Consider the following 26,003-nt stretch of genomic DNA (forward strand, 5'->3'; position numbering starts at 1 on the left):
GCCTACGCCTCGATGACGGCGTCGGGGTCGAGGAAGCGGTCGTATCCCTCGTTCTCGAGCTGGTCCGCGAGCTCGGGGCCGCCCTCCTCGACGATCCGGCCCTTGACCATGACGTGCACGTAGTCGGGACGGATGTAGCGGAGGATGCGGGTGTAGTGGGTGATGAGGAGCACGCCGAGGTCGGTCTGCTCCTTGGCGCGGTTCACACCCTCCGAGACGATCTTGAGGGCGTCCACGTCGAGGCCGGAGTCGGTCTCGTCGAGCACGGCCAGCTTCGGCTTGAGCAGCTCGAGCTGGAGGATCTCGTGGCGCTTTTTCTCGCCGCCGGAGAAGCCCTCGTTGACGTTGCGCTGCGCGAACTTCGGGTCCATGCGCAGGTTCTTCATCGCGCCCTTGACGTCCTTGGTCCAGGTGCGGATGGCGGGGGCCTCGCCGTCGATGGCGGTCTTCGCGGTGCGCAGGAAGTTCGTCACGGTGACGCCGGGGATCTCCACCGGGTACTGCATGGCGAGGAACAGGCCCGCGCGGGCGCGCTCGTCGACGCTCATCTCCAGGACGTCCTCGCCGTCGAAGGTGATGCTGCCGCCGGTGACGGTGTACTTGGGGTGCCCGGCGATCGTGTACGCGAGCGTCGACTTGCCGGAGCCGTTCGGGCCCATGATGGCGTGCGTCTCGCCGGTGCGCACGGTGAGGTCCAGACCGTTCAGGATGGGCGTGGTGCCCTCCTCGGTCTCGACCGTGACGTGCAGATCGCGGATCTCGAGAACAGACATTCAGACTTCCTTCGTGAGGGTGGGATCGATGAGCACGTCGTCGCCGTCGATGACGACTTCGTAGACGGGGACGGGCTCGTACGCGGGGAGGTTCAGGGGTCGGCCGGTCCGCAGGGAGAACGCCGAGCCGTGCGCCCAGCATTCCAGCGTGTCGCCGTCGACGAATCCGTCGGCCAGCGAGATGTCGCCGTGCGTGCAGGTGTCGCCGATGGCGTGCACCTCGCCGTTCGAATCGAGCACGACGGAGATCGGGACGCCGTCGACCTCGACGCGGCGGGCCTCGTCCTGGACGAGCTCGCTGAGGGCGCAGACGCGGGAGGCGGTCATCGGGCGAGTTCCTCCTCGATCCGGGCGACGAGACGCTCCTCGATCTCGTCGACGCCGATCTTCTGCACGATCTCCATCAGGAAGCCGAGCACGACGAGGCGGCGCGCCTCGTCGGCGGGGATCCCGCGGGCCTGCAGGTAGAAGAGCTGCTCGTCGTCGAACCGGCCGGTGGCGCTGGCGTGGCCGGCGCCGACGATGTCGCCGGTCTCGATCTCGAGGTTCGGGATGGAGTCGGCGCGGGCACCCTCGGTGAGCACGAGGTTGCGGTTCGCCTCGTAGGAGTCGGTGCCGGTCGCGTCCGGTCCGATGAGCACGTCGCCGATCCAGACGGTGCGGGCGGAGGCGCCCTGCAGCGCGCCCTTGTAGAGCACGTCACCTCGGGTCGAGGCGCCCTTGTGGAACAGGTAGACCTGGCTCTCCAGGTGCTGGCCCGCGTCCGAGAACGCGAGGCCGTACAGCTCGCCCTCGGACCCGTTGCCGGCGAGTTCCACGTTCGGGTTCACCCGGACGATGCCGCCGCCGAAGCTGACGACGATGTGCCGCAGCGACGCGTCGCGGTCGACCCGCGCCTGGTGCGCGGACAGGTGGACCGCGTCGTCGTCCCACTCCTGCACGCTGACCAGCGTGAGGGATGCGCCGTCGCGGACGATGATCTCGACGTTCTCGGCGAACCGGGCGCTGCCCGCGTGCCGCAGCACGACGGTGGCCCGGGAGTTCGCGCCGGCCTCGATCACCAGGTGGGCGTGCGCCACGAGGGCGGCACCGGCCCCGCGCAGGTCGACGAGGACGACCTCGTCGAACTCCTCCCCCGCCGGGATCCGCACGTACAGCGCCTCGGCCGCACGCTGCCAGGCGACGGCGGCGGTGACGTCCTCCGGGACGAACACCTCACCGCGCGGCGCGGTGCCGACGGCGAGCGACGCCGCGGCGACGGGACCGGTCACGGTGATGCCGACGGCGCCCTCGTCGCCCGGGCGGTCCGTCACGAGGTCCTGGATGCGGTCGAGCGGGGTGAGCTTCCAGTTCACCTCTCGGCCGGTGGGCGCGCCGAAGGCGTCCGGCTCGTAGGAGCGGGGGCGCTCGGAGCGCGTCTGCACCGGCACGAAGGAGGCGGCAGGGTCGATGTGCCCCTTCGCCTCGGCGGCGGGGGCTGCGGTAGCGGCGGACATCAGCCGACGGATCCTTCCATGCCCATCTCGATGAGCTTGTTCAGTTCGAGTGCGTATTCCATCGGGAGCTCGCGGGCGATCGGCTCGATGAAGCCGCGGACGATCATGGCCATCGCCTCGTCCTCCGGCAGACCGCGGCTCATCAGGTAGAAGAGCTGCTCCTCGCTGACCTTCGACACGGTCGCCTCGTGACCGAGCTGCACGTCGTCCACGCGGATGTCGATCGCGGGGTACGTGTCCGACCGCGACTGCGTGTCGACCAGGAGCGCGTCGCACCGCACCGTGTTGGCGGAGTGGTGCGCGTTCGCGTCCACCCGCACCTCGCCGCGGTAGCCGGCACGGCCGCCGCCGCGCGCGATCGACTTCGAGACGATCGAGGACTGCGTGTACGGGGCCATGTGGATCATCTTCGCGCCGGCATCCTGGTGCTGACCGGGACCCGCGAAGGCGACCGAGAGGGTCTCGCCCTTGGCGTGCTCGCCCATCAGGTAGATGGACGGGTACTTCATGGTGACCTTCGAGCCGATGTTGCCGTCGACCCACTCCATCGTCGCGCCCTCGTGCGCCACGGCGCGCTTGGTGACGAGGTTGTAGACGTTGTTCGACCAGTTCTGGATCGTCGTGTAGCGCACGCGGGCGTTCTTCTTCACGATGATCTCGACCACGGCCGAGTGCAGCGAGTCCGACTTGTAGATCGGCGCCGTGCAGCCCTCGATGTAGTGCACGTAGGAGCCCTCGTCGGCGATGATCAGCGTCCGCTCGAACTGGCCCATGTTCTCGGTGTTGATGCGGAAGTACGCCTGCAGCGGGATGTCCACGTGCACGCCCTTCGGCACGTAGACGAAGGAACCGCCCGACCACACCGCCGTGTTCAGCGCGGCGAACTTGTTGTCGCCGGCCGGGATCACGGTGCCGAAGTACTCCTCGAAGAACTCGGGGTGCTCCCGCAGCGCGGTGTCGGTGTCCATGAAGATGACGCCCTGCCGCTCCAGGTCCTCCTGGATCTGGTGGTAGACGACCTCGGACTCGTACTGGGCGGCGACGCCGGCGACCAGGCGTGCGCGCTCGGCCTCGGGGATGCCGAGCTTCTCGTACGTGTTGCGGATGTCCTCGGGGAGGTCCTCCCACGACTGCGCCTGCTTCTCGGTGGAGCGGACGAAGTACTTGATGTTCTCGAAGTCGATGTCGGAGAGGTCGGCACCCCACGTCGGCATCGGCTTCTTGCCGAACAGCTGGTAGCCCTTCAGACGGGTCTTCAGCATCCATTCGGGTTCGGCCTTGAGCGCGGAGATGTCGCGCACGACGGCCTCCGAGAGGCCGCGCTTGGCGCTGGCCCCCGCGGCGTCCGGGTCGTGCCACCCGAACTCGTAGACGCCGAGCCCCTCGAGCTCGGGACGATCGATCAGCACATCGGACATGGTTGTCACTCTCCTCAAAGGACCCAACGGTGTCATCCGTTCCGGCATTCCGTGCCCCGCACGGGAGTTCGTGCGAGGGATTGCCGTTTCCAGGCCCGGATACATCGGCGGAAGAGCCGCCTAGAATGTTGGTGCGCCGCGCGTCAGCGCCGCATCCCGAACCCCTCGATTCTACAGGTTTCCCTCCGGCCCCGGGGCCGCGGAGGCCGCCGCGCGTCGTCGCGGCACCAGGAGAACACGCCATGTCCGTCGACACGTCGCCCGCGCCCACCCGTCCCGGACTGTGGCGGCGGTTCGTCGACCGGCTGCCGACGACCGTGGACCGGCGCGTGATCGCCGCGGCCTGGGCGACCCTCGTGGTCCAGATCGGGATCGTGGGCACCGGCGGTCTCGTACGGCTCACCGGGTCCGGTCTCGGCTGCTCGACCTGGCCGCGGTGCACGGAGGAGTCGTTCGTGGCGACCCCCGAGATGGGCATCCACGGCGCGATCGAGTTCGGCAACCGGCTGCTCACGTTCGTGCTCGTCGTCGTCGCGATCGTCACCTTCCTCCTCGTGGTCCGGATGCGGCACACCCGCCCCGAGCTGTTCTGGCTCGCCCTGCTCATCGGCCTCTACGTGCCGTTGCAGGCGGTCATCGGCGGCATCACGGTCCTCACGAACCTCAACCCCTACGTCGTCGGTCTGCACTTCCTGGCGTCGGCCGTGCTCGTCGCGTTCGCCGCGGCGCTCGTCCATCGGGTCTACGCCGTGCCCGGGCCGCGGACGCGGGCCGTCCCGCGCTGGTTCGCGATCACGACGCACGTCACCACCCTGTTCGTCGCGATCACGGTCGTCGTCGGCATCCTCGTGACCGGGTCGGGCCCGCACGCCGGCGACGGCGGTGCGGCGCGCAACGGACTCGACTCCGAGTTCATGCAGCACGTCCACTCGTGGCCCGCGTACGCCACGTTCGCGCTGACGCTCGTGCTCGTGTTCGCCGCGCTGCGGCTTCGCCCCGACGTGACTCGCCTGCGACTGTGGACCGCGCTGCTCCTGCTCGTGGAACTCGTGCAGATCGGCGTGGGGCTGTGGCAGGCACGGACCGGCCTGCCGATCGTGCTGGTGAACATCCACATGGTGCTCTCGATGCTGCTCGTCGCCGCCATGACGGCGGTCGTCCTGTCGCTCAAGGCACCGGCGCGCTCAGCCGACGCATAGGCGGCGCATCGCATCCGTGCGGTCACACCCGGAAGGGTGTCGGAAGCCGCGGCAACCGTTGCCGCGCATCCGAGGAGTGACCACCGCATGAACACCACACCCCGACTGACCCGCAGCGTCCCGTTCTGGATCCTGCTCGTCGGCTCGCTGGCCAGCATCGCCTTCGGCGTCTGGCTCACCGTCGACCGGCTCGGGCTCATGACCGAGACGCTGCTGGACGGCACCGCGACGGGCGTCGAGGTGTACGCCGGTCAGGCCTGGACCGTCTTCGCCGCCGCCTTCGTCGGCGCGGGGCTCGTCGGCCTCGTCGCCGCCCTCGCACTCGCGGTGGCGCGTTCGTTCGTCGCGCAGCCCGTCGAGGTCGTCGAGGCGATCGCCTGGGCCGACGACGACGACTTCCAGCCCGAGGGCGCCGAGCCCACGCCGGCCGCCGAGGAGGAGGCCGTCACCCGCTGACGGCTCCCGCACGAGACGACGACGCCCCGGGACCCTGGGTCCCGGGGCGTTCCCGTGTCCGGGCGCGGATCAGAACGGCAGCAGCGGGTCGACCGCGATCGCGAGGAACAGCAGCGTCAGGTACGAGATGGATGCGTGGAAGACCCGCATCGGGCGGGGCGCGCCGCCGCGCACCGACCGGTTGTAGAGCACGTGGGATTCCACGATGAACCAGCCGCCGAAGACCACCGCGGACACCGAGTAGACCAGGCCCATCGGCGCGACCGGGATGAGCAGCAGCGAGCACGCGACAGTCGCCCAGGCGTACAGGATCACCTGCAAGCCGACCTGCGAACTGTCGCGGGTGGCGCCGAGCATCGGGACGTCGACGTCCTCGTAGTCGTCCTTGTACTTCATCGACAGCGGCCAGTAGTGCGGCGGCGTCCACAGGAACACGAGCACGAAGAGGATCGCGGCCGCCCATGAGAGGGTGCCGGTCACGGCGCTCCAGCCGATGACGACCGGGAAGCACCCGGCGATCCCGCCCCACACGATGTTCTGCTCGGTGCGGCGCTTGAGCAGCATCGTGTAGATGACGACGTAGAAGAAGATGGCGGCCGCGGACAGGGATGCGGCGACCCAGTTGGTGAACACCAGCAGCCACACCGTCGAGACGACCGCGAGCGTCCACGCGAACACGAGCGCGGCACGCGGGGTGACCTCCCCGGTCACCAGCGGGCGGTTCTCGGTGCGGTGCATCTGCGCGTCGATGTCGCGGTCGAGGTACATGTTGAACGCGGCGGCGGATCCGGCGCTCATGGCGCCGCCGACGACCGTCGCGAGCACCAACCAGAGGTTCGGCAGCCCGCCCTGCGCGAGGATCATGACCGGCACGGTCGTGACCAGCAGCAACTCCATGACTCGCGGCTTCGTCAGCGCGACGTAGGCCCGCAGCGTCCGCCCGAAGGAGGGACGGGTCTGCGGATCGACGGTCCCCGTGGTCGTGATGTCCATCTCCCCCGCATTCACGCGCGTTGTCTTCGGATGCTTCATTCTACGTCACGGGTTCCGCAACCCCCGCCCGCGGCGGGGTGCGGCTTCGCTATGCTGAGACCACGCGCGCCTGGCGCCGACTGCCCCACAGCGAACGTGGTCCGCGGACGGACTTCGTCGGGCGCACCTCTGTTCTGGAAAGGCGGTCCGGTGACCGATTTGCTGTGGGAAGAGATCGATCGGCGCGCGGTGGACACCGCACGCGTGCTGGCGGCGGATGCTGTCGAGAAGGTGGGCAACGGCCACCCGGGCACGGCGATGAGCCTGGCCCCCGCCGCGTACCTGCTCTATCAGCGGGTGCTGCGACACGACCCGACCGACACCGACTGGCTGGGCCGTGACCGGTTCATCCTGTCCGCGGGTCACTCCTCGCTGACGCAGTACGTGCAGCTGTACCTCGGCGGCTTCGGCCTCGAGCTCGACGACCTGAAGTCGCTGCGCACCTGGGGCTCGCTGACCCCGGGTCACCCCGAGTACGGTCACACGAAGGGCGTCGAGATCACGACCGGCCCGCTGGGCCAGGGCCTGGCGTCCTCGGTGGGCTTCGCGTACGCGGCCCGCTACGAGCGCGGGCTGTTCGATCCCGAGGCTGCTCCCGGCACCTCGCCGTTCGACCACTTCGTGTACGTCATCGCCTCCGACGGAGACCTCGAGGAGGGCGTGACCAGCGAGGCGTCGTCGCTCGCCGGCCACCAGCAGCTGGGCAACCTCGTCGTGATCTACGACTCCAACCAGATCTCGATCGAGGACGACACCAACGTCGCCTTCACCGAGGACGTCGCGAAGCGCTACGAGTCCTACGGCTGGCAGGTCCTCACCGTGGACTGGAAGAAGACGGGCGAGTACGTCGAGGACGTCGCCGAGCTGTACGCCGCGATCGAGGCCGCCAAGGGCGAGACCGACAAGCCGTCGCTCATCATCCTGAAGACCATCATCGGCTGGCCGGCCCCCGGCAAGCAGAACACCGGCAAGATCCACGGCTCCGCGCTCGGCGCCGACGAGCTCGCCGCCACCAAGAAGGTCTTGGGCTTCGACCCGGAGCAGAGCTTCGAGGTCGCCGACGACGTCATCGCGCACACCCGCGCGCTGGCCGACCGCGCCGCGGCCGAGAAGGCCGCCTGGCAGGAGTCGTTCGACGCGTGGGCCGCGGCGAACCCGGAGCGCAAGGCGCTGCTGGACCGTCTGCTCGCCCGCGAGCTGCCGGCGGACCTGGAGCAGGCGCTGCCGACCTTCGCCCCCGGCAAGGACGTCTCCACCCGTGCCGCATCCGGCCAGGTCATCAACGCCCTCGCCGCCGAGCTCCCCGAGCTCTGGGGTGGTTCGGCCGACCTCGCCGAGTCGAACCTCACCACGATCAAGGGCGCGCCCTCCTTCATCCCCGAGGAGTGGTCGACGCACGAGTGGAGCGGTTCGCCCTACGGGCGGGTGCTGCACTTCGGCATCCGCGAGCACGCGATGGGGTCCATCCTGAACGGCATCGTGCTGCACGGCCCGACCCGTCCGTTCGGCGGCACGTTCCTCATCTTCAGCGACTACATGCGCCCGCCGGTGCGTCTGGCCGCCCTCATGGACATCCCCACGATCTTCGTGTGGACCCACGACTCCATCGCCCTCGGCGAGGACGGGCCGACCCACCAGCCCATCGAGCAGGTCGCGACGCTCCGCGCCATCCCCAACTTCACGCTGGTGCGCCCGGCCGACGCGAACGAGACCGCGTACGCGTGGTACGAGATGCTGCGCCGCCACGGCGGCCCCGCCGGCATCGCGCTCACCCGTCAGAACGTCCCGACGTTCGAGCGCGGCGAGGGCGAGGCCTCGGGCGAGGTGTTCGCCTCCGCGGCGCTCACCGCCAAGGGCGCCTACGTGCTGGCCGAAGCACCCGGCGGCACGCCCGACGTGATCCTCATCGCGACCGGTTCCGAGGTCCAGCTCGCCGTCGAGGCGCGCGAGCAGCTGCGCGCGGAGGGCGTCAACGCCCGCGTCGTCTCGGCGCCCTCGCTCGAGTGGTTCGCCGAGCAGGACGAGGCCTACCGCGAGCAGGTGCTGCCCTCCTCGGTCAAGGCGCGCGTCTCGGTGGAGGCCGGCACCGCCCTGTCCTGGCGCGGCATCGTCGGCGACACCGGTCGCTCGGTCTCGATCGAGCACTTCGGTGCCTCGGCCGACTACAAGACCCTCTTCCAGAAGTTCGGCATCACCGCCGAAGCCGTCGTCGAGGCGGCGCGGGAAACCATCAAGGAGAACGCATGAGCACCCCCACCGCACAGCTCGCCGCCGCAGGCGTCAGCATCTGGCTGGACGACCTGTCGCGTGAGCGCATCACCACGGGGAACCTCCGGTCGCTGATCGCCGAGCGCGACGTCACGGGCGTCACCACGAACCCGACGATCTTCGCCGGGGCCCTGTCGAAGGGCGAGTCCTACGCCGAGCAGGTGTCGGTGCTCGCCGCCGACGGCGCCGACGTCGACCGCGCCATCTTCGAGATCACGACCGACGACGTGCAGGCCGCCTCCGACATCTTCCGTCCCGTCTTCGACGCGACGAACGGCGTCGACGGCCGCGTGTCCATCGAGGTCTCCCCCGACCTCGCGCACGACACCGCCGCGACCGTGGCGGAGGCGAAGAAGCTCTGGGCGAAGGTCGACCGGCCGAACGCGCTGATCAAGATCCCGGCGACCAAGGCGGGCCTCCCCGCCATCACCGAGGTGATCGGCGCCGGCATCAGCGTCAACGTCACGCTGATCTTCTCCCTCGAGCGCTACGCCGAGGTCATCGAGGCGTACCTCGCGGGCGTCGAGAAGGCGCGCGACGCCGGCATCGACGTGTCGACCATCCACTCGGTGGCGTCGTTCTTCGTGTCCCGTGTGGACACCGAGGTCGACAAGCGTCTCAAGGCCATCGGCACCGACGACGCCACCGCGCTCCTGTCCAAGGCCGGCGTCGCGAACGCCCGCCTGGCGTACGAGCTGTTCGAGCGCGAGTTCGGCACCGACCGCGCCAAGGCGTTGGTCGAGGGCGGGGCGAACGTGCAGCGTCCGCTCTGGGCGTCGACCGGCGTCAAGGACCCGGCCCTGCCCGACACGCTCTACGTGACCGAGCTGGTCGCGCCCGGCACCGTCAACACGATGCCGGAGAAGACCCTCGAGGCCACCTTCGACCACGCCGTGGTCACCGGCGACACCGTCACCGGCAACTACGCGGACGCGCACGACGTGTTCGCCCGCCTCGCCGCGGTGGGCGTCGACTTCGCCGACGTCACCCAGGTGCTGGAGGACGAGGGCGTCGAGAAGTTCATCGTGTCCTGGCACGAACTCCAGGACACCGTGAAGGGTGCCCTGGAGCAGGCTCGATGACATTCGACCTGCGCCTGCGCGGCCGCGTCTCCGACGTGGCCGCGCAGGCCCTGCCGGGCCTGGTGGACGACCTCGTCGCCTCCGGGATCACCGCTCAGGACGCCTCGCTGTGGGGTCCTGCCGCCGAGGCCGAGGCCTCGGCCCGTCTCGGATGGGTCGACGCCGTCTCGGTGTCGCGTCCACTCGTCCCCGAGATCCTCGCCCTGCGCGACGCGCTCCGCGCGAAGGGCGTCACCCGCGTGGTCCTCGCGGGCATGGGCGGCTCCTCGCTCGCGCCCGAGGTCATCGCGCGCACGGCGGGTGTCCCGCTCGTCATCCTCGACTCCACCGCTCCCGGTCAGGTCCTCTCGGCGCTCGACGGCGACGCCGAGTCTGGCGGCCTCGCGCAGACCGCCCTCGTGGTCTCCTCGAAGAGCGGTTCCACCGTCGAGACCGACGCCGCCCGGCGTGCTTTCGAGGCCGCCTTCCGCGACCTCGGCATCGACCCGGCGGAACGCATCGTCGTCGTCACCGACCCGGGCTCACCGCTCGAGCGGTCGGCGCGCGCCGACGGCTACACCGTCTTCTCCGCCGACCCCACCGTCGGCGGGCGCTTCTCCGCCCTCACGGCGTTCGGCCTCGTCCCCGCGGGCCTCGCCGGGGCCGACATCGCCGAGCTCCTCGACGAGGCTGAGGCGACCCTCCTCGAGGTGGCGATCGACGACCACCGCAACCCGGCGCTCCGTCTCGCCGCGGCCATCGCCGGCGGCGACCCGCGCCCCGACAAGCTCGCGCTCGTCAGCGACGGCACCCACATCGAGGGGCTGCCGGACTGGATCGAGCAGCTCATCGCCGAATCGACCGGGAAGGACGGCACCGGCATCCTGCCCGTCGTGATGCTGCCGGTCTCCCCCGAACTCGAGGCCCGCCCGGCCGACCTGCGCGTCGTCCGCTTCGTGGACGACGCGCGCCACGACCACCTCTTCGCGGAGCAGCACGACGGCGAGATCCTGGTCTCGGGCTCGCTCGGCGCGCAGTTCGTCGTGTGGGAGTACGCCACGGCGATCGCGGGACGGATGCTGGGTATCAACCCGTTCGACCAGCCGGACGTCGAGTCCGCCAAGGCGGCCACCCGGCGTCTCCTGGAGGACCGGCCCGCCCCCACCGCGCCGGCGTTCACCGCCGAGGGTGTCGAAGTGCGCACCTCCGTGCCGGGGCTCGCCGCCGCCGGCACGGTCGCCGGCGTCCTCGACGCGCTGTGGGCGCTGCTGCCCGCCGACGGGTACGTGGCGATCCAGGCGTACGTCGACCGCACCTCGTTGGCACAGCTCGCCGGTCTCCGGGAGCTCGTCGCCGCCGACTCCGGACGACCCACCACCTTCGGCTGGGGACCGCGGTTCCTCCACTCGACCGGGCAGTTCCACAAGGGCGGCCCGTCCACCGGTGTGTACCTCCAGATCCTGGAGACCACCGACGTCGACGTCGAGATCCCCGGCAGGCCGTTCACCTTCGGCGAGCTCATCGCGGCGCAGGCCGCGGGCGACGCCGCCGTCCTCGCCGACCTCGGTCGTCCCGTGGTGACGATCACCCTCACCGACCCGCAGCCCGACGTCCTCGCGCTGTTCGAAGCCGCCCAGTAGGAGTTACACCGCATGACCGCGGATATCTCGCGCACGCACAATCCGCTGCGCGACCCCGATGACCACCGCCTCAACCGGATCGCCGGGCCCAGCGCCCTCGTGATCTTCGGCGTCACCGGCGACCTGTCGCGCAAGAAGCTGATGCCCGCCGTCTACGACCTCGCCAACCGGGGTCTGCTGCCCCCGGGCTTCGGCCTGGTCGGTTTCGCCCGCCGCGACTGGGCGGACGAGGACTTCGCGCAGGTCGTGTACGAGGCGGTCAAGCAGCACGCCCGCACCGAGTTCCGAGAGGAGACCTGGCAGCAGCTGCTGCAGGGCATCCGGTTCGTGCAGGGTGAGTTCGACGACCCCGAGGCGTTCCGGCGCCTCCGCGAGACCGTCGAGCGCCTCGACGTGGAGCGGGGCACGATGGGCAACCACGCGTTCTACCTGTCGATCCCGCCGAAGGCGTTCCCCGTCGTCGCGAAGCAGCTCAAGGAGTCCGGCCTCGTCGACGACCGGTCGCTCGGGCTCGACCCGTGGCGCCGCGTCGTCATCGAGAAGCCGTTCGGCCATGACCTCGAGTCGGCCCGCGAGCTCAACGACGCGCTGGAGATCGCCTTCCCGGCCGACTCCATCTTCCGGATCGACCACTACCTCGGGAAGGAGACGGTCCAGAACATCCTGGCGCTGCGCTTCGCGAACGAGCTGTACGAGCCCATCTGGAACCGGAACTACGTCGACCACGTGCAGATCACGATGGCCGAGGACATCGGTGTCGGCGGTCGCGCCGGATACTACGACGGCATCGGCGCCGCGCGCGACGTCATCCAGAACCACTTGCTCCAGTTGCTCGCGCTCACGGCGATGGAGGAGCCGATCTCGTTCGACGCGACGCAGCTCCGCGCGGAGAAGGAGAAGGTGCTCGCCGCCGTCACGCTGCCCGAGGACCTCGCGCACGCCACCGCCCGCGGTCAGTACGCGGGCGGATGGCAGGGCGGCGAGCAGGTGACCGCCTTCCTCGACGAGGACGGCATGGCCCCCCAGTCCACGACCGAGACCTTCGCCGCGATCAAGCTCGAGATCAACAACCGCCGCTGGGCCGGGGTGCCGTTCTACCTGCGCACCGGCAAGCGGCTGGGCCGACGCGTCACCGAGATCGCGGTCGTCTTCAAGCGCGCCCCGGAGCACCTCTTCAGCCGCAGCCAGACCACCGGGCTCGGGCAGAACGCGCTCGTCATCCGCGTGCAGCCCGACGAGGGCGTCACGATCCGCTTCGGTTCGAAGGTCCCGGGCGCGGGCACGCAGGTGCGCGACGTCACGATGGACTTCGGCTACGGCCACGCGTTCACGGAGGCGAGCCCGGAGGCCTACGAACGGCTCATCCTCGACGTGCTCCTCGGCGACCCGCCGCTGTTCCCCCGGCACGAGGAGGTCGAGCTGAGCTGGAAGATCCTCGACCCGATCGAGCGGTACTGGGAGGCCCAAGGCGGGCCCCTCGAGCAGTACTCGCCCGGCTCCTGGGGCCCTCCCTCCGCCGACGAACTCTTGGCCCGTGACGGACGAACCTGGAGACGCCCGTGATCATCGACCTTCCCGACACCAACGTCAGCAAGATCTCGAAGGCGCTCGTCAGCGTCCGCGAGGAGGGCGGCGCCGTCGCGCTCGGCCGTGTGCTGACCCTCATCATCATCAGCCACCACGGCGTCGACGAGGAGGCCATCGAGGCCGCCAACGACGCGTCGCGCGAGCACCCCATGCGAGTCATCGTGCTGATGGAGAAGGACCCGGACGCGCAGCCGCGCCTCGACGCGCAGATCCGCGTCGGCGGCGACGCCGGCGCCAGCGAGGTCGTGCTGCTCCACGCCTACGGCCCCGCCGGGTCGAACTCCGAGAGCCTCGTGACGGGCCTCCTCCTGCCGGACGCGCCCGTGGTCGCCTGGTGGCCCGCGGACACCCCGCCCGTCCCGTCGAAGTCGGCGATCGGCCGCATCGCCCAGCGCCGGATCACGGATGCCGGCACGCAGCCCGACCCCCACGCCTGGGTCGCGGCACTCGGTGCGAAGTACGCCCCGGGAGACACCGACCTCGCCTGGACCAGGCTCACCCGCTGGCGCGAGCAGCTCGCGGCCGTCCTCGACCAGCCGCCGTACGAGCCCGTCACCGGCGCGGAGGTGCTCGGCGGCAGCGACTCCCCCTCCACGCCGCTCCTCGCCGCGTGGCTGCGCCTGCAGCTCGGTGTGCCCGTCAGCTGGCGCTACCTCGACGAGCAGGAGTGGGCGAGCGGCATCAAGTCGGTGCGTCTTCAGCGCAGCGGCGGCGACATCCTGCTCGAGCGCCCCGAACCCGGTGTGGCCGTGCTCACCCAGCCCGAACAGCCCTCGCACGAGCTCTCGTTCCCGCGGCGCTCGCTGCGCGAGTGCCTGGCGGAGGAGCTGCGCAGGCTCGACCCGGACCTCCTGTATGGTCGGGTGATCACCGAGGGAACCGGCCTGCTGGAAACGGCCTGAGCGAGGAGAGACAGTGCCCGAAGTCACCGCAGAGAAGCGGGTCGTCGTCCGCGCCGATCCCGACGCCGTCGCGAAGGCCGTGGCGTCACGCCTGCTCAGCCGCGTCGTCAAGCGCACCGCCGTGGGAAAGCTCGCACACGTCTCGCTGACCGGCGGGTCGATGGGCGCCCGAGTGCTCTCGGCAGCCGCTGCGCTCCCCCGCGTGGCCGAGATCGACTGGTCGCTCGTCCACTTCTGGTGGAGCGACGAGCGGTTCGTGCCGCGCGGGCACGTCGACCGCAACGACCTGCCCGCGTTCGCGGCGCTGTTCGACCCGGTCGGGGTCCCGGCCGCCAACGTGCACAGCATGCCCGCCAGCGACGACGGCCTCGACCTGGATGCCGCGGCCGAGCGGTACGAGGCGGAGCTCGCCGCATTCGCAGACCCCGCGGTCGGTGCGTGGCCGTCGTTCGACGTCTGCTTCCTCGGCGTCGGCCCGGACGGGCACATCGCGTCGCTCTTCCCGGACCGGCCGGAGATCCAGGTGGTCGACCGCGCCGTGCTGCCGGTCCGCGACTCCCCCAAGCCGCCGCCGGAGCGGGTCACGATGACGCGCCCGGTGATCAACTCGTCCAAGCGGGTCTGGCTCGTGCTCGCGGGCGACGACAAGGCGTCTGCGCTAGGGCTCGCCCTCGCCGGCGCGAGCTACCAGAGCGTTCCCGTCGCGGGGGCGAAGGGGCGCAAGCGCACCGTCTTCTTCACCGACGAGGCGGCGGCCGCGAAGGTGCCGCCGGAGCTCATCGACGCCGACTACTGAGCGGCGCATGCGAAGAGGGGCGGATGCCGGTCGGCATCCGCCCCTCTTCGATGTCTGCGGGTGTTACAGGCCGCGTCGCTCGCGCAGCTTCTGCAGCGCCTCCTCGAGGAGCTGCTCCGCCTCCTCGTCCGAGCGGCGCTCCTTCACGTACGCGAGGTGCGTCTTGTAGGGCTCGGTGCGGGCGACCTGGGGCGGGTTGTCCTTGTCGCGGCCTGCGGGCAGGCCCGAGTGGGGCGAGTCGATGACCTCGGGGATCTCGTCCTCGGGGATGCCCGCGGCGAAGTAGCGGACGGTCTCGTTGCCGAGCGCGTCCCAGTAGGACACCGCGATGCGGTCGGCGTGGAAGCCGTGGTCCTGTTCGCCCATGGGGCCGGCACCGACGCGGGTGCCGCGGATCGCATTTCCTCCGGTAGCCATGCGTTACACCAATCCAGAGAACTTCGTGATGAGGCCGAGGGCCACGATCGAGACGAACCACACGAGCGCGAGCACGACCGTGAACCGGTTGAGGTTGCGCTCGGCGAGCCCGGACGAACCGAGCGTCGAGCTCATCCCGCCGCCGAACATGTCGGACAGACCGCCACCGCGGCCCTTGTGCAGCAGGATAAGAAGGGTCAGCAGCAGGCTCGTGATGCCGAGGAGCACCTGGAGCACGAACTCGAGGATCTGCACTGTCGTGACAACCTTTCACGGCGACCCGGCGGATCGCACGGAGTACAACTATACCGGCGCGTGCACGGCGGCCGAAGGCGACTCGCCTCCGGCCGCCGCGGAATCACACGCCGACGTGCTTCTGGTAGCGGATGATCGCGGCGAACTCGTCGGCCACGAGGCTCGCACCGCCGACGAGCGCGCCGTCGACGTCGGGCTCGCGCATGAAGCTCGCGATGTTCGTCGACTTCACCGAGCCGCCGTAGAGGATGCGGGTACGGGCCGCGGCGTCCGCGCCCATCGCCTGCGCCACCACCTCGCGGAGCTTGGCGCACACCTCCTGCGCCTGCTCGGGGGTCGCGGCCTGACCCGAGCCGATCGCCCAGACCGGCTCGTAGGCGACGACGATGTCCGCGTCCGCGGCGACGCCGGCGAGGGCGCGCTCGAGCTGTCCCGCCGGCACCGCCGAAGCGCCGTGGGTCTCGAGGTCCTCCGCCGTCTCACCGACGCAGATCACCGGGACCAGACCGTGCTTGAGCGCGGCCTTCACCTTCGCCGCGACGACGTCGTCGTCCTCGGCGTGGTACTCGCGCCGCTCGGAGTGCCCGATGATGACGTAGGCGCAGTCGAGCTTCGACAGGAACGCACCAGAGATCTCACCGGTGTAGGCGCCCGAGTCGTGCGTGGACAGGTCCTGCGCGCCGAGGGCGAAAGGGATCTTGTCCGCGTCGATGAGCGTCTGCACGGTGCGCAGGTCGGTGAAGGGCGGGAACACCGCGACCTCGACCGAGCCGTCCTCGTGCTTGGCGTCCTTGAGCGTCCAGTGCAGTTTCTGCACCAGGGCGACGGCCTGGAGGTGGTCCAGGTTCATCTTCCAGTTGCCCGCGATGAGCGGGGTACGGGTCACTGCCATCCGAGGACCTCCAGTCCGGGGAGCTTCTTGCCCTCGAGGAACTCGAGGCTGGCGCCACCGCCGGTCGAGATGTGACCGAAGGCGTCGTCGCGGAAGCCGAGCTGGCGCACGGCCGCGGCGGAGTCGCCGCCACCGACGACGGAGAGCCCATCGACCTCGGTCAGCGCCTGCGCGACGGCCTTGGTGCCGGCGGCGAAGGCGGCCATCTCGAACACGCCCATGGGCCCGTTCCAGAAGACCGTCCGGCTGGTGCGCACGACCTCGGCGAACAGCTCGGCGGTGCGCGGGCCGATGTCCAGGCCCATGCCCGAGGCGCCGAACGGCGTGTCCTCGAGCGCGTCGGCCGGGGCCACGACGTGGTCGGCGTCGGCGGAGAACGACGACGCCATGACGGCGTCGACGGGCAGCACGAGCTCGACGCCCCGCTCCTCCGCCTCCTTCATGTAGCCGGTGACGGTATCGATCTGGTCCTGCTCGAGCAGGCTCGACCCGACCTTGTACCCCTTTGCGGCAAGGAAGGTGAACAGCATCCCGCCGCCCACCAGGATCTTGTCGACCCGGGGCAGCAGGTGCGCGATGACACCGAGCTTGTCGCTCACCTTGGAGCCGCCGAGCACGACCGCGTACGGCCGCTCCGGGTTCTCGGTGAGGCGGTCGAGCACGTCGAGCTCCGCTGCGATGAGCAGCCCCGCCGCGGAGGGCAGGATCTCGGCGAGCTCGTAGACGCTCGCCTGCTTGCGGTGCACGACCCCGAAGCCGTCGGAGACGAGCACGTCGCCGAGTTCGGCGAGCTGCGCCGCGAACGCCCGGCGCTCGTCCTCGTCCTTCGAGGTCTCCCCCGGGTTGAACCGGAGGTTCTCGATGACCGCGACGTCGCCGTCGCCGAGCGCGGCGACCGCCTCGTGCGCGGACTCCCCGACGGTGTCGCGTGCGAACGCGACCGGCTTGCCGAGGAGCTCCGACAGCCGCTGCGCGACCGGGGCGAGGCTGTAGGCCGGGTTGGGTGCGCCGTCGGGCCGCCCGAGGTGGGAGGTCACGATGACGCGGGCGCCCTGGTTGATCAGGGCGTTGAGGGTCGGAAGCGTCGCCCGGACGCGACCATCGTCCGTGATGACCTGGTCCTTGAGGGGGACGTTCAGGTCAGCACGGACGATGACGCGCTTGCCGGCGAGCGAACCCAGCGAATCGAGGGTGCGCAGTGCCATGGTGATCGCTTAGAGGCGCTCGGCCACGTACTCGGTGAGGTCGACGAGACGGTTGGAGTAGCCCCACTCGTTGTCGTACCAGCTGGAGAGCTTGACCTGGTTGCCGATGACGCGCAGCAGGCCCGCGTCGAAGATCGACGAGTGCGGGTCGGTGACGATGTCGCTGGAGACGATCTCGTCCTCGGTGTACTTGAGGATGCCCTTGAGCTCACCCTCGGCGGCGGCCTTGTAGGCGGCCTTGATCTCCTCGACGGTGACCTCGCGGGAGGCCTCGACCGTCAGGTCGGTGATCGAGCCGGTGGGGATCGGGACGCGGAGCGCGAAGCCGTCGAGCTTGCCCTTGAGCTCCGGCAGCACCAGGCCGATGGCCTTGGCGGCACCGGTGGAGGTGGGGACGATGTTGATCGCGGCGGCGCGCGCACGACGCAGGTCGCTGTGCGGGCCGTCCTGCAGGTTCTGGTCCGCGGTGTAGGCGTGGACCGTCGTCATGAGGCCCTTCTCGATGCCGAAGTTGTCGTTGAAGACCTTGGCGAGCGGGGCGAGGCAGTTGGTGGTGCAGGACGCGTTCGAGATGATCACGTCGGTCTCGGGGTTGTAGTCGCCCTCGTTGACGCCCATGACGATGGTGACGTCGTCACCGGTCGCGGGGGCGGAGATGAGCACCTTCTTGGCGCCGGCGGCGATGTGCTTCTTCGCGTCCTCGGCCTTGGTGAAGCGGCCGGTCGACTCGATGACGATGTCGACGCCCAGCTCGCCCCAGGGGAGGTTGGCGGGGTCGCGCTCGGCGAGCACCTTGATGGTGCGGCCGCCGACGGTGATCGAGTCCTCGTCGTAGGTGACCTCTTCGGCGAGTCGGCCGGTGACCGAGTCGTACTTCAGCAGGTGGGCGAGGGTCTTGTTGTCGGTGAGGTCGTTCACCGCCACGATGTCCAGGTCAGCTCCCTGGGCAAGAGCTGCGCGCAGGTAGTTGCGCCCGATACGGCCGAAGCCGTTGATGCCGATCTTGACAGACACGGTGTCTCCCGTTTTCTCGTCGCGCCGCGGCTCGCTCGATGGGGTCACGGCATGCGGTTTCAAAGGAAAGGTGGGATGCCGGAGCCCCCGCAGAAGAGCGAGGGCCCCGAGGCATCCTCACCCGGTTAGGACACTACCAGCAGACCCGAGGACTTCTCGCGGGCCGTGGCGAAGCGCGTCTGCACGTTCTCCCAGTTCGCGATGTTCCAGAACGCCTTCACGTAGTCCGCGCGGACGTTCTTGTAGTCGAGGTAGTACGCGTGCTCCCAGACGTCCAGGAGCAGCAGCGGCACGGTGCCGGCGGCGATCTGCGACTGCTGGTCGAACATCTGCTGGATGATGAGGTTCTCGCCGATCGAGTCGTAGAAGAGCCCCGCCCAGCCCGAGCCCTGGACGCCGAGCGCGGCGGCGGTGAAGTGGGCCTGGAACTTGTCGAACGAGCCGAACTGGTCGTCGATCGCGGCCTCGAGGTCGCCGGTCGGCTTGTCGCCGCCGTTCGGGGACAGGTTCGTCCAGAAGATCGAGTGGTTCGTGTGACCGCCGAGGTTGAACGACAGGTCCTTCTCGAGCTTGTTCACGTTCGCGAGGTTGCCGCTCTCGCGGGCCTCGGCCAGCTGCTCGAGCGCGGTGTTCGCGCCCGTGACGTAGGCCTGGTGGTGCTTCGAGTGGTGAAGCTCCATGATGGTCGCGCTGATGTGCGGCTCGAGCGCCGCGTAGTCGTAACCGAGTTCGGGCAGCGTGTACTTCGCCATGTCCTCTTCTTCCTGTCGGCGCCACGCCGGAGACCCCGGCGTGGCGAGGGTGACGTGTTCATCCTAGTGAGAGGTGGCGGCGCGGTGCGGGGCTTGATTCCGCCCCTGGCGTCAGTCCTCGGCGGACTGCGGGACGGCGGCCTCGGTGCCCGGCAGGCCCTCGGCGGCGGCCTTCTTGTCGGCCATGGCGAGCAGGCGACGGATGCGGCCGGCGACGGCGTCCTTGGTCAGCGGCGGCTCCGCGTGGTGGCCGAGCTCGTCCAGGCTCGCGTCGCGGTGCGCGAGTCGCAGCTCGCCCGCCTGACGCAGGTGGTCGGGCACCGTGTCGCCGAGGATCTCCAGTGCCCGCTCGACGCGCGCGCAGGCGGCGACGGCGGCCTGTGCGGAGCGGCGGAGGTTGGCGTCGTCGAAGTTCACGAGTCGGTTGACACCGGCGCGCACCTCGCGGCGCTGGCGCATCTGGTCCCATTCCTCGGAGGCGCGGCGGGCGCCCATCTCGTAGAGGGTCGCGCGGATGGCCTCGCCCTCGCGGACCACGACCCGCGGGACGCCGCGGACCTCGCGGGCTTTGGCCGCGATGCCGATGCGGTGGGCGGCGCCGACGAGCGCCATGGCGGCCTCGCCGGTCGGGCAGGCGATCTCCAGCGCGGCGGAGCGGCCCGGCTCGGTGAGCGACCCGCCGGCGAGGAACGCGCCGCGCCACACGGCGGCGAGGTCGGGCCGTCCGCCCGTGGTCAGGCGGTTGGGCAGGCCGCGCACGGGGCGGCGGCGCTGGTCGAGCAGGCCGGTCTGTCGGGCCAGGGTCTCGCCGCCGTCGATGACGCGGACGGCGACATGGTCGCCGGCCCGACCGGCCGAGCCCTGCACGCGGGCGAGTTCGGGCCGCACGCCGTAGAGCTCCACGAGCTCGCGGCCGACGCGGCGCGCCAGCTGCTCGGAGTCCACCTCCGCCTCGACCGCGACACGTCCCGCGATGTTGTGCAGGCCGCCGGCGAAGCGGAGGATCGCGGTCAACTCCGCGATCCGCGCGGTGGGTCGCGGGTCGCGGACCGTGATCAATTCGGCCTTCACATCGGCGGTCAGTGGCACGGTACTCCTCGGTTCAGGGGGGAAGGGAACGACGTTCCAGCCTACTCCCGCCCGAGGTCCCGATGAGTGACGCCGACGGCCACCCCCGGTATCCCGGCCAGCCGGTCGGCGAGTTCCCGCACCATCACGACCGATCGGTGCTTCCCTCCGGTGCACCCGACCGCGACGATCGAGTGGCGTTTGTTCTCGCGCTGATATCCCTCGAGCACGGGCCGGAGCGCCGACGCGTAGGCGTCGAGGAACGCGGTCGCACCCTCCTGCCCGAGCACGAACTCGCGGACCTGCGCGTCCTCGCCGGTGAGCGGGCGCAGGGCCTCCGTCCAGAACGGGTTCGGCAGGAACCGCATGTCGGCGACCAGGTCGGCATCCGGCGGCAGACCGTACTTGAACCCGAAGCTCATCAGGGTGAGCGTGTGCTTCGGCGCCCCCTCGGCGGCGAACAGCTCCGCGATCCGCGAGGTGAGGTCGTGCACGTTGTACCTGCTGGTGTCGATCACCACGTCGGCGCTCTCCCGGAGCGGGGCGAGCAGGCTGCGCTCGTGACGGATGCCGTCCACGATGCTGCCCCCGTGCTGCAGCGGATGCGGCCGTCGCACCGCTTCGAAGCGCCGCACGAGCACGTCGTCGCCCGCGTCGAGGAACAGGACGCGGACGTCCTGACGATCGCGCAGCGACCGGGTCACCTCGGGGAGGCGCGAGAAGAGCTCACCGCCTCGCACGTCGACGACGGCGGCGACCCGCGGCACGGCGTTCTGCGCGAGTTCGGACAGCTCCAGCAGCGGACGCAGCATCTGCGGCGGGAGGTTGTCGACGACGTACCAGTCGAGGTCCTCGAGTGCGTTGGCGACCGTCGACCGCCCCGCCCCGGACATGCCGGTGACGATGAGCACCTCGCCCTTGCGCCGCTCGTCGGTCTCCGTCATCGCGCCCCCCGCTGCTCCACCCTAGCGACCCGCGAGGTGCCCGTGCACGGACTGGGCGAGCTTCGGACCGATCCCGGGCAGCTCCGCGATCTCCTCCGGGGTCGCCCGCTTGAGCGCCGTCACCGATCCGAAGTGCCGCAGCAGGGCCTTGATCCGCGCCTCCCCGAGGCCCGGCACCTCATTGAGCACGCTCGTGATGTCGCGCTTGCGACGCTTGCGCTGATGCGTGATCGCGAACCGGTGCGCCTCGTCGCGGAGCCGCTGCACCAGGTAGAGCGCCTCGGAGGTGCGCGGGAGGATGACGGGGTACTCCTCCCCCGGCAGCCAGATCTCCTCCAACCGTTTCGCGATGCCGCACAGGGCGATCTCGGTGTGGCCGCTGTCGGCCAAGGCCCTGGCCGCCGCCTCCACCTGCGGTCTGCCGCCGTCGACGACGAGGAGCTGCGGCGGGTACGCGAACCGCGGCCGGGTGCGGCTGGGGTCGTTCTCCTCCGGCCGGTCGAGGTACGCGAGGCGCCGGGTGAGCACCTGATGGATCGAGTCGGTGTCGTCGGTGGTCTCGGCGATCGAGAACGAACGGTACTGGTCCTTGCGCGGCAGCCCGTCCTCGAACACGACCATGGACGCCACGACGTTCGTGCCCGACAGGTGCGACACGTCGTAGCACTCGATCCGCAGCGGCGCCTCGGCGAGCCCGAGGGCCTCCTGCAGGTCGGTGAGCGCCTGCGTACGCGCGACGTAGTCGCTCGTCCGGCGGGTCTTGTGGAGCATGAGCGCCTGCTGCGCGTTCATCGTCGCGGTCTTCATCAGCTCGGCCTTCCGACCGCGCTGCGCCACCTGCAGGGTCACGTGCTTGCCGCGCTTGTCGCGCAACCACTGCTCGAGTTCCGCGGCGTCGTCGGGGAGCTGCGGCACCAGCACCTGCTTGGGGATGTCACCGGGTGCGGCGTCGCCGTAGGTGCGCTGCAGCACCTGGTCGACCAGCTCCGGGCCGGAGATGTCGAGCTCCTTGTCGACGGTCGTCGCGCGCACTCCGCGCACCCGCCCCCCGCGCACGACGAAGTGCTGCACCGCGGCCGCGAGTTCGTCCTCCGCGATGCCGAAGAGGTCGGCGTCGGTGTCGTCCGACAGGACGAGCGCGCTCCGCCCGAGCACCGCCTCGATCGCGGCGAGCTTGTCGCGGTACATCGCCGCGGCCTCGTACTCCATCGCGGCCGCGGCGTCCTGCATCCGCTTCGTCAGTTCACGCGTGAAGCGCTGGTCGCCCCCGGAGAGGAACGCGATGAAGTCGTCGACGATCGCGCGGTGCTCCTCGACCGAGACCTTCATGGAGCAGGGCCCGCCGCAGCGGCCGATCTGTCCGGGGAAGCACGGGCGGCCCGTCGCCATCGCCTTCTTGTAGGAGGCGTCGGAGCAGGTGCGGATCGGGAACACCTTGATCATGAGGTCGATGACCTCGTGCACCGCCCAGATCTTCGGGTACGGACCGAAGTACTTCGCCTTGGGGATGCGCCGGTTTCGGGTCACCAGCACCCGCGGCGCCTCGTCCCCGAGCGTCACCGCGAGGTACGGGTAGGACTTGTCGTCCTTGTACCGCACGTTGAAGGGCGGCGTGAACTCCTGGATCCACATGTACTCCAGCTGGAGCGCCTCGACGTCGCTGCCCACGACGGTCCACTCCACCGAGGCGGCGGTGGTGACCATGCGACGGGTGCGCTCGTGCAGGGTGTGGAGCGGCGCGAAGTAGTTCGAGAGCCGGGCACGCAGGTTCTTCGCCTTGCCGACGTAGAGGATGCGGCCGTCGGCGTCACGGAACCGGTAGACCCCGGGCGTGGTGGGGATCTCCCCCTGCTTCGGCCGGTACGGGAGGACCGACGGCATGCTCAGCCGGCCTTGCGCCGCTCTTCGACCCCGAGCACTTCGGCCAGGAACGCACCGGTGTGGCTGCCCGGCGTCTGGGCGACCTGCTCGGGGGTGCCCGTGGCGATGACCGTGCCGCCGCCCGCGCCGCCCTCCGGACCGAGGTCGATGACCCAGTCGGCCGACTTGATGACGTCGAGGTTGTGCTCGATGACGATCACCGTGTTGCCCTTGTCGACGAGTCCGTTCAGCACCTCCAGGAGCCGCCGGACGTCCTCGAAGTGCAGACCCGTGGTCGGCTCGTCGAGCACGTACACGCTGCGGCCGTTCGAGCGCCGCTGGAGTTCGGTGGCCAGCTTCACGCGCTGCGCCTCGCCGCCGGAGAGCGTCGTGGCGGACTGTCCCAGCCGGACGTAGCCGAGCCCCACCTCGACGAGGGTCCGCAGGTAGCGGTGGATCGCCTGGATCGGCTCGAAGAACTCGGCCGCCTCGGAGATCGGCATCTCGAGCACCTCGGCGATGTTCTTGCCCTTGTAGTGCACGGCGAGGGTGTCGCGGTTGTACCGCTTGCCGTGGCACACCTCGCAGTCGACGTACACGTCGGGCAGGAAGTTCATCTCGATCTTGATCGTGCCGTCACCCGAGCACGCCTCGCAGCGGCCGCCCTTCACGTTGAAGCTGAACCGGCCGGGCTGGTAGCCGCGGGCCTTCGCCTCGGGGGTCTCGGCGAACAGGTTCCGGATGCGGTCGAACACCCCCGTGTAGGTCGCGGGGTTCGAGCGCGGCGTGCGGCCGATGGGGGCCTGGTCGACGTGCACGACCTTGTCGAGCTCCTCGAGCCCGGTGACACGCGTGTGCTTGCCCGGCACCCGCCGGGCGCCGTTCAGACGCGACGCCAGCACCTCGTACAGGATGCCGTTCACGAGCGTGGACTTGCCGGAGCCGCTCACGCCGGTGACCGCGGTCATGACCCCGAGCGGGAAGTTCGCGGTGACGTTCTTGAGGTTGTTCTCGCGCGCGCCCACGACGGTGATCTGCCGCTTCTTGTCGACGCGGCGGCGCTTCGCCGGCACCGCGATGCTGCGACGGCCGGACAGGTACGCCGCCGTGAGCGACGTGTCCTCCTCCAGCAGCTGCCGGTACGGCCCGGAGTGCACGACACGACCGCCCTCGACGCCGGCACGGGGGCCGATGTCGACGATCCAGTCGGCCGCCTGGATGGTCTCCTCGTCGTGCTCGACCACGAGGAGCGTGTTGCCCAGGTCCTTCAGGGCGACGAGCGTCTCGATGAGGCGCCGGTTGTCGCGCTGGTGCAGACCGATCGAGGGCTCGTCGAGCACGTACAGGACGCCCGTCAGCCCCGAACCGATCTGGGTGGCGAGGCGGATGCGCTGCGCCTCGCCGCCGGAGAGCGAGCCGGCCGAGCGCGAGAGGCTGAGGTAGTTCAGGCCGACCTGGATGAGGAAGTCGAGCCGCACCCTGATTTCACGCAGCACGGCCGCGGCGATGTGCGCCTCGCGGTCGGTGAGCTCCAGCTCGGCGAAGTAGGTCTGCGCGTCGGCGAGGCTGAGCCGCGACGCCTCCGCGATGGACCGGCCGTGCACGAGCACCGACAGGACCTCGGGCTTCAACCGGTCGCCGTTGCAGACCGCGCAGGGCACCTCGCGGAGGTACTCGCCCCAGCGCTGGCGAGCGCTGTCGGAGTCGGCCTCCTGGTACTGCCGCTCGATGTAGGGCACGACGCCCTCGAAGCCGGAGGTGTACCGCATCTCACGGCCGTAGCGGTTCTTCCACTTGACCGAGACCTTGAAGTCGTTGCCGTAAAGGACGGCGTCCTTCACCGACGGGTCGAGCTTCTTCCACGGCGTGTCGAGCGAGAAGCCGAGGTCGTCGGCGAGCCCCTCGAGCAGGCGCTCGTAGTACTGGAAGAGCCCCTTGCCCTGCGTGGTCCAGGGGACGAGCACGCCGTTCCGGATGGACAGCTCCTCGTCGCCGAGCATGAGCTCGACGTCGACGGACATCCGAGTGCCGAGTCCGGAGCAGGTGGGGCAGGCGCCGAACGGCGCGTTGAACGAGAACGTGCGCGGCTCGATCTCGGTGAGCTGGAGCGGGTGGCCGTTCGGGCACGCGAGCTTCTCGCTGAAGCTCTGCCAGGCGTCGTCACCGGTCTCGTCCACGAAGTTCACCTGCATGACGCCGCCGGCAAGGCCCAGCGCCGTCTCGACGGAGTCGGTGACGCGGGAGAGGATGTCGGGACCGGCCACGAGGCGGTCGACGACGACGGCGATGTCGTGCTTGTAGCTCTTCTTCAGGGTCGGCGGCTCGGAGAGCTGCACGAGCTCACCGTCGACGACCGCGCGTGCGTACCCCTTGGCGCTGAGCTCCTTGAAGAGGTCGACGAACTCCCCCTTCTTCTGGGTCACGACGGGCGCGACGATCTGGTACCGCGTGCGCTCGGGCAGTTCCATGAGCTGATCGGCGATCTGCTGCACGGTCTGGCGCTGGATGACCTCGCCGCACTCGGGACAGTGCGGCACGCCGATCCGCGCCCACAGCAGACGCATGTAGTCGTGGATCTCGGTGATCGTGCCGACCGTCGACCGCGGGTTGCGGTTGGTGGACTTCTGGTCGATCGAGACCGCAGGGCTGAGCCCCTCGATGAAGTCGACGTCGGGGCGGTCCACCTGCCCGAGGAACTGTCGCGCGTACGAGCTCAGCGACTCGACGTAGCGGCGCTGGCCCTCCGCGAAGATCGTGTCGAACGCGAGACTCGACTTCCCCGACCCGGACAGGCCGGTGAAGACGACCATCGCATCACGCGGGATGTCGAGGTCGACGTCCTGCAGGTTGTGGACGCGGGCGCCGCGGACGCTCAGGGTTCCCGCGGAGTGGGCGAGTTCGGACACGGGAAGAATGGGCACCACACAAGTCTAGGCAGCACCTCCGACACCGGCTCCGGTCACGCCTG

The 26,003-nt window shown here is 70.0% G+C and carries 23 protein-coding genes; 8 read left to right on the plus strand and 15 right to left on the minus strand.

Going from position 1 to position 26,003, the window contains the following annotated elements:
* Nucleotides 1–2: 2 nt before the first annotated feature.
* The 4 genes from sufC to sufB are packed head-to-tail and all read right to left on the minus strand — an operon-like array spanning nt 3 to nt 3,687.
* Complete coding sequence (gene sufC, locus ACWAUO_RS06390) at nt 3–773, minus strand: Fe-S cluster assembly ATPase SufC (protein WP_460774008.1); 771 nt, start codon at nt 771–773, stop codon at nt 3–5.
* Nucleotides 774–1,100 carry a non-heme iron oxygenase ferredoxin subunit gene (locus ACWAUO_RS06395; protein ID WP_460774009.1) on the minus strand — a complete coding sequence of 109 codons (327 nt, stop codon included), beginning with the start codon at nt 1,098–1,100 and terminating at the stop codon, nt 774–776. It lies immediately after the preceding gene.
* Nucleotides 1,097–2,269 (minus strand): Fe-S cluster assembly protein SufD, encoded by a 1,173-nt coding sequence (gene sufD / locus ACWAUO_RS06400; RefSeq protein WP_460774012.1) that lies wholly within the window; start codon nt 2,267–2,269, stop codon nt 1,097–1,099. Before sufD ends, ACWAUO_RS06395 begins: the two co-directional genes overlap by 4 nt.
* Nucleotides 2,269–3,687 carry a Fe-S cluster assembly protein SufB gene (gene sufB, locus ACWAUO_RS06405; RefSeq protein ID WP_460774014.1) on the minus strand — a complete coding sequence of 473 codons (1,419 nt, stop codon included), beginning with the start codon at nt 3,685–3,687 and terminating at the stop codon, nt 2,269–2,271. Before sufB ends, sufD begins: the two co-directional genes overlap by 1 nt.
* 242 nt (nt 3,688–3,929) lie before the next feature.
* Here sufB and ACWAUO_RS06410 point away from each other — a divergent pair, with 242 nt between their 5' ends.
* Nucleotides 3,930–4,886 carry a COX15/CtaA family protein gene (locus ACWAUO_RS06410; protein ID WP_460774015.1) on the plus strand — a complete coding sequence of 319 codons (957 nt, stop codon included), beginning with the start codon at nt 3,930–3,932 and terminating at the stop codon, nt 4,884–4,886.
* An 87-nt stretch (nt 4,887–4,973) separates the two neighbouring features.
* Nucleotides 4,974–5,342 carry a dinucleotide-utilizing enzyme gene (locus ACWAUO_RS06415; protein WP_460774017.1) on the plus strand — a complete coding sequence of 123 codons (369 nt, stop codon included), beginning with the start codon at nt 4,974–4,976 and terminating at the stop codon, nt 5,340–5,342.
* A gap of 69 nt (nt 5,343–5,411) precedes the next feature.
* Here ACWAUO_RS06415 and ACWAUO_RS06420 read toward each other — a convergent pair whose 3' ends face one another.
* Complete coding sequence (locus tag ACWAUO_RS06420; RefSeq protein ID WP_460774018.1) at nt 5,412–6,335, minus strand: heme o synthase; 924 nt, start codon at nt 6,333–6,335, stop codon at nt 5,412–5,414.
* Nucleotides 6,336–6,524: 189 nt separating this feature from the next.
* Between ACWAUO_RS06420 and tkt the strand changes: the two genes are divergently transcribed.
* From tkt to pgl, 6 genes are read left to right on the plus strand one after another with little or no spacing between them, the layout of a single operon-like run.
* A complete protein-coding gene (tkt, locus tag ACWAUO_RS06425) occupies nt 6,525–8,621 on the plus strand; it encodes a transketolase (RefSeq protein ID WP_460774019.1) in 2,097 nt (698 codons plus the stop codon).
* Entirely contained in the window at nt 8,618–9,724 is a 1,107-nt protein-coding gene (tal, locus tag ACWAUO_RS06430; protein WP_460774021.1) for a transaldolase, read from the plus strand. The genes tkt and tal overlap by 4 nt, the downstream gene beginning before the upstream one ends.
* Nucleotides 9,721–11,343 carry a glucose-6-phosphate isomerase gene (locus ACWAUO_RS06435; protein ID WP_460774023.1) on the plus strand — a complete coding sequence of 541 codons (1,623 nt, stop codon included), beginning with the start codon at nt 9,721–9,723 and terminating at the stop codon, nt 11,341–11,343. Before tal ends, ACWAUO_RS06435 begins: the two co-directional genes overlap by 4 nt.
* Nucleotides 11,344–11,355: 12 nt before the next feature.
* Entirely contained in the window at nt 11,356–12,906 is a 1,551-nt protein-coding gene (gene zwf, locus ACWAUO_RS06440; RefSeq protein ID WP_460774025.1) for a glucose-6-phosphate dehydrogenase, read from the plus strand.
* A complete protein-coding gene (locus ACWAUO_RS06445; RefSeq protein WP_460774026.1) occupies nt 12,903–13,832 on the plus strand; it encodes a glucose-6-phosphate dehydrogenase assembly protein OpcA in 930 nt (309 codons plus the stop codon). Before zwf ends, ACWAUO_RS06445 begins: the two co-directional genes overlap by 4 nt.
* Before the next feature lie 13 nt (nt 13,833–13,845).
* Nucleotides 13,846–14,628, plus strand: a complete 783-nt coding sequence (gene pgl, locus ACWAUO_RS06450; protein WP_460774027.1) for a 6-phosphogluconolactonase — start codon at nt 13,846–13,848, stop codon at nt 14,626–14,628.
* A gap of 63 nt (nt 14,629–14,691) precedes the next feature.
* Here pgl and ACWAUO_RS06455 read toward each other — a convergent pair whose 3' ends face one another.
* The 10 genes from ACWAUO_RS06455 to uvrA all read right to left on the minus strand — a co-directional run bounded on the left by ACWAUO_RS06455 (nt 14,692) and on the right by uvrA (nt 25,956).
* Nucleotides 14,692–15,045, minus strand: coding sequence for an RNA polymerase-binding protein RbpA (locus tag ACWAUO_RS06455; RefSeq protein WP_460774028.1), 354 nt, complete (start codon nt 15,043–15,045; stop codon nt 14,692–14,694).
* A 3-nt stretch (nt 15,046–15,048) separates the two neighbouring features.
* Complete coding sequence (secG, locus tag ACWAUO_RS06460) at nt 15,049–15,300, minus strand: preprotein translocase subunit SecG (protein WP_460774030.1); 252 nt, start codon at nt 15,298–15,300, stop codon at nt 15,049–15,051.
* A 103-nt stretch (nt 15,301–15,403) separates the two neighbouring features.
* Nucleotides 15,404–16,192, minus strand: a complete 789-nt coding sequence (gene tpiA, locus ACWAUO_RS06465) for a triose-phosphate isomerase (RefSeq protein ID WP_460774031.1) — start codon at nt 16,190–16,192, stop codon at nt 15,404–15,406.
* Nucleotides 16,183–17,397 carry a phosphoglycerate kinase gene (locus ACWAUO_RS06470; RefSeq protein ID WP_460774033.1) on the minus strand — a complete coding sequence of 405 codons (1,215 nt, stop codon included), beginning with the start codon at nt 17,395–17,397 and terminating at the stop codon, nt 16,183–16,185. Before ACWAUO_RS06470 ends, tpiA begins: the two co-directional genes overlap by 10 nt.
* A gap of 9 nt (nt 17,398–17,406) precedes the next feature.
* On the minus strand, nt 17,407–18,411 hold the full coding sequence (gene gap / locus ACWAUO_RS06475; protein WP_460774034.1) for a type I glyceraldehyde-3-phosphate dehydrogenase: 1,005 nt from the start codon (nt 18,409–18,411) through the stop codon (nt 17,407–17,409).
* A gap of 125 nt (nt 18,412–18,536) precedes the next feature.
* Nucleotides 18,537–19,163 carry a superoxide dismutase gene (locus ACWAUO_RS06480; RefSeq protein WP_460774035.1) on the minus strand — a complete coding sequence of 209 codons (627 nt, stop codon included), beginning with the start codon at nt 19,161–19,163 and terminating at the stop codon, nt 18,537–18,539.
* 111 nt (nt 19,164–19,274) lie between these two features.
* A complete protein-coding gene (gene whiA, locus ACWAUO_RS06485; protein ID WP_460774037.1) occupies nt 19,275–20,252 on the minus strand; it encodes a DNA-binding protein WhiA in 978 nt (325 codons plus the stop codon).
* 41 nt (nt 20,253–20,293) lie between these two features.
* Complete coding sequence (rapZ, locus tag ACWAUO_RS06490; RefSeq protein ID WP_460774038.1) at nt 20,294–21,175, minus strand: RNase adapter RapZ; 882 nt, start codon at nt 21,173–21,175, stop codon at nt 20,294–20,296.
* A gap of 21 nt (nt 21,176–21,196) precedes the next feature.
* Nucleotides 21,197–23,056: an excinuclease ABC subunit UvrC gene (uvrC, locus tag ACWAUO_RS06495; protein WP_460774040.1), complete on the minus strand. Its 1,860-nt coding sequence runs from the start codon at nt 23,054–23,056 to the stop codon at nt 21,197–21,199.
* A 2-nt stretch (nt 23,057–23,058) separates the two neighbouring features.
* Nucleotides 23,059–25,956, minus strand: coding sequence for an excinuclease ABC subunit UvrA (gene uvrA, locus ACWAUO_RS06500; protein WP_460774042.1), 2,898 nt, complete (start codon nt 25,954–25,956; stop codon nt 23,059–23,061).
* Between the last annotated feature and the right edge of the window lie 47 nt (nt 25,957–26,003).

The sequence above is a fragment of the Microbacterium sp. GXF7504 genome, from assembly GCF_054798235.1.

What these genes read in the sequence shown, in the direction of transcription:
- sufC (WP_460774008.1), bottom strand. Translation starts at nt 773, where the DNA reads ATGTCTGTTCTCGAGATCCGCGATCTGCACGTCACGGTCGAGACCGAG.
- ACWAUO_RS06395 (WP_460774009.1), bottom strand. Translation starts at nt 1,100, where the DNA reads ATGACCGCCTCCCGCGTCTGCGCCCTCAGCGAGCTCGTCCAGGACGAG.
- sufD (WP_460774012.1), bottom strand. Translation starts at nt 2,269, where the DNA reads ATGTCCGCCGCTACCGCAGCCCCCGCCGCCGAGGCGAAGGGGCACATC.
- sufB (WP_460774014.1), bottom strand. Translation starts at nt 3,687, where the DNA reads ATGTCCGATGTGCTGATCGATCGTCCCGAGCTCGAGGGGCTCGGCGTC.
- ACWAUO_RS06410 (WP_460774015.1), top strand. Translation starts at nt 3,930, where the DNA reads ATGTCCGTCGACACGTCGCCCGCGCCCACCCGTCCCGGACTGTGGCGG.
- ACWAUO_RS06415 (WP_460774017.1), top strand. Translation starts at nt 4,974, where the DNA reads ATGAACACCACACCCCGACTGACCCGCAGCGTCCCGTTCTGGATCCTG.
- ACWAUO_RS06420 (WP_460774018.1), bottom strand. Translation starts at nt 6,335, where the DNA reads ATGGACATCACGACCACGGGGACCGTCGATCCGCAGACCCGTCCCTCC.
- tal (WP_460774021.1), top strand. Translation starts at nt 8,618, where the DNA reads ATGAGCACCCCCACCGCACAGCTCGCCGCCGCAGGCGTCAGCATCTGG.
- ACWAUO_RS06435 (WP_460774023.1), top strand. Translation starts at nt 9,721, where the DNA reads ATGACATTCGACCTGCGCCTGCGCGGCCGCGTCTCCGACGTGGCCGCG.
- zwf (WP_460774025.1), top strand. Translation starts at nt 11,356, where the DNA reads ATGACCGCGGATATCTCGCGCACGCACAATCCGCTGCGCGACCCCGAT.
- ACWAUO_RS06455 (WP_460774028.1), bottom strand. Translation starts at nt 15,045, where the DNA reads ATGGCTACCGGAGGAAATGCGATCCGCGGCACCCGCGTCGGTGCCGGC.
- tpiA (WP_460774031.1), bottom strand. Translation starts at nt 16,192, where the DNA reads ATGGCAGTGACCCGTACCCCGCTCATCGCGGGCAACTGGAAGATGAAC.
- ACWAUO_RS06470 (WP_460774033.1), bottom strand. Translation starts at nt 17,397, where the DNA reads ATGGCACTGCGCACCCTCGATTCGCTGGGTTCGCTCGCCGGCAAGCGC.
- ACWAUO_RS06480 (WP_460774035.1), bottom strand. Translation starts at nt 19,163, where the DNA reads ATGGCGAAGTACACGCTGCCCGAACTCGGTTACGACTACGCGGCGCTC.
- rapZ (WP_460774038.1), bottom strand. Translation starts at nt 21,175, where the DNA reads ATGACGGAGACCGACGAGCGGCGCAAGGGCGAGGTGCTCATCGTCACC.
- uvrC (WP_460774040.1), bottom strand. Translation starts at nt 23,056, where the DNA reads ATGCCGTCGGTCCTCCCGTACCGGCCGAAGCAGGGGGAGATCCCCACC.